General features: G+C 72.8%; 6 protein-coding genes and 1 pseudogene. 4 read left to right on the top strand and 3 right to left on the bottom strand.

Features of this window, described 5'->3' with window-relative positions:
- Positions 1 to 205: 205 nt before the first annotated feature.
- Genes SACPADRAFT_RS0224350 through SACPADRAFT_RS0224360 form a run of 3 tightly spaced genes read right to left on the bottom strand, consistent with a single transcriptional unit; the run spans position 206 to position 2,672 of the window.
- On the bottom strand, positions 206 to 1,402 hold the full coding sequence (locus tag SACPADRAFT_RS0224350; RefSeq protein WP_007026584.1) for an ATPase BagB: 1,197 nt from the start codon (positions 1,400 to 1,402) through the stop codon (positions 206 to 208).
- Complete coding sequence (locus SACPADRAFT_RS0224355) at positions 1,399 to 2,400, bottom strand: ATPase BagA (RefSeq protein WP_007026585.1); 1,002 nt, start codon at positions 2,398 to 2,400, stop codon at positions 1,399 to 1,401. The genes SACPADRAFT_RS0224350 and SACPADRAFT_RS0224355 overlap by 4 nt, the downstream gene beginning before the upstream one ends.
- Before the next feature lie 23 nt (positions 2,401 to 2,423).
- Positions 2,424 to 2,672, bottom strand: a complete 249-nt coding sequence (locus SACPADRAFT_RS0224360; RefSeq protein ID WP_007026586.1) for a hypothetical protein — start codon at positions 2,670 to 2,672, stop codon at positions 2,424 to 2,426.
- A gap of 33 nt (positions 2,673 to 2,705) precedes the next feature.
- Between SACPADRAFT_RS0224360 and SACPADRAFT_RS31820 the strand changes: the two genes are divergently transcribed.
- The 4 genes and pseudogenes from SACPADRAFT_RS31820 to SACPADRAFT_RS33645 form a co-directional block, all read left to right on the top strand.
- Positions 2,706 to 2,867 carry a DUF4177 domain-containing protein gene (locus tag SACPADRAFT_RS31820; RefSeq protein ID WP_007026587.1) on the top strand — a complete coding sequence of 54 codons (162 nt, stop codon included), beginning with the start codon at positions 2,706 to 2,708 and terminating at the stop codon, positions 2,865 to 2,867.
- Positions 2,868 to 2,878: 11 nt separating this feature from the next.
- Positions 2,879 to 3,334: a RidA family protein gene (locus SACPADRAFT_RS0224370; RefSeq protein WP_007026588.1), complete on the top strand. Its 456-nt coding sequence runs from the start codon at positions 2,879 to 2,881 to the stop codon at positions 3,332 to 3,334.
- Between the two features lie 22 nt (positions 3,335 to 3,356).
- Entirely contained in the window at positions 3,357 to 3,989 is a 633-nt protein-coding gene (locus SACPADRAFT_RS0224375) for a hypothetical protein (protein ID WP_007026589.1), read from the top strand.
- Between the two features lie 33 nt (positions 3,990 to 4,022).
- Positions 4,023 to 4,679, top strand: a pseudogene (locus SACPADRAFT_RS33645) (hypothetical protein); the annotation flags it as partial.

Here is a 4,679-nt window from a genome sequence, read left to right on the forward strand (position 1 = left end):
CACGGACGGCACGGGCGGTGTGCGGGACCCCCTTCGCGGGGACCCGCGCCCGCCCCGCCGCCGGAGCGCGTACCGGCCCTGCCACCGGGGCTCGTACCGGCCCTGCCACTGGGCCGTGCCGACCGTGCCTCACGCCGCCTCCGCCGTCTCGTCCGGTGACCCGTTCCGGGTGTGTGCCTCACGGCTCGGGTGATTCTACGACGGATCAGCCGCGCGCGAGGCGGTTTCCGATATCCCGGAGTCCGTCGAGATCGTGGACGTCGCTCGGCAACGCGGGCACCGTGGTCACCGGCACGTGCGGATGCGCCCGGGTGAACCGGGCCAGCAGCCGCTCCTCCCGGCCCGCCATCGCGATCCGGTCGGCGTGCAGCCGCAACACCGCCGCGGCCAGCGCGTCGGCACCGTCGGCGCCGTCGGGACCGGCCGTACCGTCCGCGGAACCCTCGTCACCGGTCCCGGTCGCCGTCCGGCGTTCCAGGGACTCGGCGGCGGCCAGTGCGTCGATGGCGGAGATCTCGGAGACGTCGGCGAGCACGGGATGGGTGCGGTTGGCGACGAGGCCGTCCAGCGGCATGGACTCGGTGGACAGCCGGTCGACGAAGTAGCTGGCCTCCCGCAGCGCGTCGGGTTCCGGCGCGGCCACGACGAGGAACGACGTGCCGCGGGAACGCAGCAGTTCGGCCGTCTTCTCCGCGCGCTCGCGGAACCCGCCGAAGGTGGAGTCGAACGCCTGCACGAACGCCGAGGCGTCGGCCAGCAGCTGCCCGCCGAGGATGGTCGACACCGCCTTGGCGAACATGGAGAAACCCGCGCCGACGACCTTGCGCAGCCCCCAGGTGCCCGCGCGGGCCGGGGTGGTCAACAGCCGGATCATCCGGCCGTCCAGCGCGGCCGAGAGCCGGTTGGGCGCGTCCAGGAAGTCCAGCGCCGAGCGGCTGGGCGGGGTGTCGACGATGATCAGATCCCACTCGCCGGTCGCCGCGAGCTGGCCCAGCTTTTCCATCGCCATGTACTCCTGCGTTCCGGAGAACGACGTGGAGATCGTCTGGTAGAAGGGGTTGGCCAGCAGCTGCTCCGAGCGCTCCGGACCCGCGTGCCTGCGCACCATGTCGTCGAAGGTGCGCCGCATGTCCAGCATCATCGCCCACAGCTCGCCCCGGGGCTCGAACCCGGGCACGGACACCCGGCGCGGGTGGTTGCCCAGTTCGCGCAGGCCGAGGGCCTGGGCGAGCCTGCGCGCCGGGTCGATGGTGAGCACCACGGTCTGCCTGCCGCGCTCGGCGGCGCGCAGCGCCAGTGCCGCCGCGGTGGTGGTCTTGCCGACCCCGCCGGAGCCGCAGCACACCACCACCCGGGTCTCCGGGTCGTCCAGCAGACCGTCGACGTCGAAGGAGTCGGTCAACGTACACCCTGTTCCACGAGCGCGTCGGCGAGTTCGTAGAGCGCGGCCACGTCCACGCCGCCCGCGAAGTCCGCCAGTTCGAGTGTGGGCAGGTCGGCCTCGGCGAGCTGTTCGCGGGAGCGCTGCTCCGCGGCGATGCCGACGGCGTGCTCCACGGTCTCCGCGACGAGCGCGTCCACGGTGTTCCCGGGCAGCTCCAGGCCCGCGGTCGCGAGTCCGGACCGCACGCGCTCGGCGTCCACCCTGCCGTCGGCGGCGGGGAGCAGGGCGGGTGCGGGCAGCCGCGAGGGCCGGACGCGGTTGACCAGGACCGCCCCGGGGCGCAGATCCGCGCCGTCCAGCTCGGCCACCGCGTCGAGCGTTTCGCGCACCGGCATCTCCTCCAGCAGTGTGACGATGTGGACGGCTGTCTCACCCGAATGCAGCAGCCGGACCACCCCTTCGGCCTGCCCCCGGATGGGGCCGGTCTTGGCGACGTCCGTGAGCGCGCGGGTGACGTCCAGGAAGCGGACCACCCGCCCGGTGGGCGGCGCGTCCACCACCACGGCGTCGTAGGTGTGCCTGCCGTTCGACTCGGTACGCCCGACACACTCCTTGATCTTGCCGGTCAGCAGGACGTCGCGCAGCCCCGGCGCGAGGGTGGTGGCGAACTCGATGGCGCCCATCCGGCGCAGGGTCCGCCCCGCGAAGCCGAGGTTGTAGAACATCTCGAAGTATTCGAGCAGGGCGGCCTCGACGTCCACGTGCAGCGCCCGCAGCTCACCCCCGCCGGGTGCGGCGGCGATGCGCTGCTCGGCGTAGGGCAGCGGTTCGGTGTCGAACGCCTGGGCGAATCCCTGCCGTCCCTCGACCTCGACGAGCAGGACGCGGCGCCCTTCCCGGGCCAGGGCGAGGCCCAGGGACGCGGCGAGCGTGGTCTTGCCGGTCCCGCCCTTCCCGGTCACGAAGTGCAGGCGGCTCCGTTCGAGTTCCTCGGTCCAGCCAGGCAACGTGGTCACACTCCCAGAGCCTAAGCCACCGGTCAGCTCACCAGGGCCGCGACGCTCACCATCAGTGCGACACCGCCGGCGAGCGCCCAGGTCACCGGGACGGACAGCACCGTGAGAGTGAGCACACACGCCACCGCGAGGGCGGTGGACGCGACGAGGCCGGCCACCGCCACCGTGCCCGGCCTACCGGTGCGGTCCCGCGCCAGCGCCATCACGATCGCCACCCCCACCAGCCCGGGTACGGCCAGCAGGACCGTCGCCAGGATGCGCCATGCTTCCACGAGACCCGACGGTAATGGCTAGGGTGTCGGAGCATGAGCACTACGAAGTGGGAGTACGCATCCGTCCCCCTGCTGATCCACGCGACGAAGCAGATCCTCGACCAGTGGGGCGAGGACGGTTGGGAGCTGGTGACGGTGCTGCCGAACCCCAGCGGTGAGCAGCACGTGGCCTACCTCCGGCGCGAGAAGGACTGACGGGACCGACGATGAGCTGGAGCGCGAGACTCGCGGAACTCGGCATCGACCTGCCCGCCGTCGCGACGCCGGTCGCGGCCTACGTGCCCGCCGTCCGGACGGGGCGGTACGTGTACACCTCGGGCCAGCTCCCGTTCGTCGCGGGCGAGCTGGCCGCGACCGGCAAGGTCGGTGCGGAGGTCAGCCCCGAGGAGGCCAAGCGGCACGCCCGGACGGCGACCCTGAACGGTCTCGCGGCCGTCGACTCGGTCGTGGGTATCGACGCCGTCGTCCGGGTGGTGAAGGTCGTCGGATTCGTCGCCTCGGGGGAGGGCTTCGGTGGCCAGCCCGCGGTGATCAACGGAGCGTCCGAGCTGCTCGGTGAGGTGTTCGGGGACGCGGGGGCACACGCCCGCTCGGCCGTCGGGGTGGCCGAACTGCCGCTGGGCGCGCCCGTCGAGGTGGAGCTCGTGGTGGAGGTGTCCTGATGGATGTCGTGGAGGTGTCCTGATGGACCCGGACGTCGAGGCGGCGTCCCACGAACTGCTCCTTCGCCTGGCGGGGCGGATGCCCGACCGGATGCTGTGGCGGTTCCGCGACTGGTTCGGCGAGGGTGCGATGGCCACGCTCGCGCGGACCCTGCCCAAGGCCCTGCTCAAGCACCGGGTCGACCTCGACCAGTCGGAGTACCGGCTGCTCGTCGCCGGTCTGATCCCCTACGGGGCCGATTGGCACGAGGTCAGTTCGACCCTCGGGGTGGACGCCTCGGCCGGGAGCAGGTACACATTCACCCCGGAACCACCCGAATGGGTGAACACCGTCGATTCGGTGTCCGTGGTGATGCCCGCGACGCTGCGTGGGCGCCCGGACGTGGGTGAGGTCCGGGAGAGCTGGCGGTACGACCGCGAGTCCGCCGACCGGGAGGCCAAGCGGATACTCCTGGTCACCGCGGTGTCCGGGCTGCCGCGGCTGGCCGGGGAGTTGCAGCGGGTTCTGCGTGTGCTGGGGGAGGAGGAACCCGGAGTGGAGGTCCTGCCCGCGCAGGCGGAACCGCCCCCCTACCACCGGGCCGCGCTCGCGGACTCCCGGTTCGTGTGCGCGGGCGCCGTGGACGCCGGACACCACAGGCTCGTACCCGCGTGACGCTCGCTTTCGCGGGCTGGAGGGAGAACGGCGATGGTGGACGTGCACGACGGCATGCCGAAGGACGGCTTCGCCGTGCCGCTGCGTCTGCACAACGTCCTGCTGGCACTGGCGGGCAGACTCGACGACAGTGCGCTGTCGGACGCCCGTGAGCTCGTCGCACGCTCGCATCTCGACGAGGCCGCGGAACTCGCGGTCGGTGCCCTGATCGCCGGCCGGATCCCGGTGCGGCCCGCCGAGCAACGGGAGCTCGGGCTGGTGCTGGAGCTGAGCCGGTCCGACCCCGCACTGGCCGAGGATCTCACCGTGGGCGAGTCCGGAACGGAGCCCGCGCACCGGTTCTCCGGCGCGGACCGGCCGGACCACGGTATGGCGGAGGCACTGGACCGCATCCTGCAGGTGCTTCCCGATCTCCGGTCGGTCCACGCGGTGTGGCGCAACACCCCGGCGGGGGCCGTGCCCGGGCCGCTCCCCCAGCGGGTGGTGCTCATCGAGATCGGCCCGGAGGCACACCCGCCCGCGGTCGCCTTCCGGGTCGACGACGCGCTGCGGCGCGCGGGGATCCACACCGTCGTCGAGGTGACCGGCCCCGGTGCCGAGCGGACCGGGTATCACGAGGCCGCACTGGCCGCCGGGACGCCGGTATGGCTGGCCTCCGACCGCGGGGGCACACCGGCACCGGCCGCCGAG

This window comes from Saccharomonospora iraqiensis subsp. paurometabolica YIM 90007 (genome assembly GCF_000231035.2).
Classification (GTDB): domain Bacteria; phylum Actinomycetota; class Actinomycetes; order Mycobacteriales; family Pseudonocardiaceae; genus Saccharomonospora; species Saccharomonospora paurometabolica.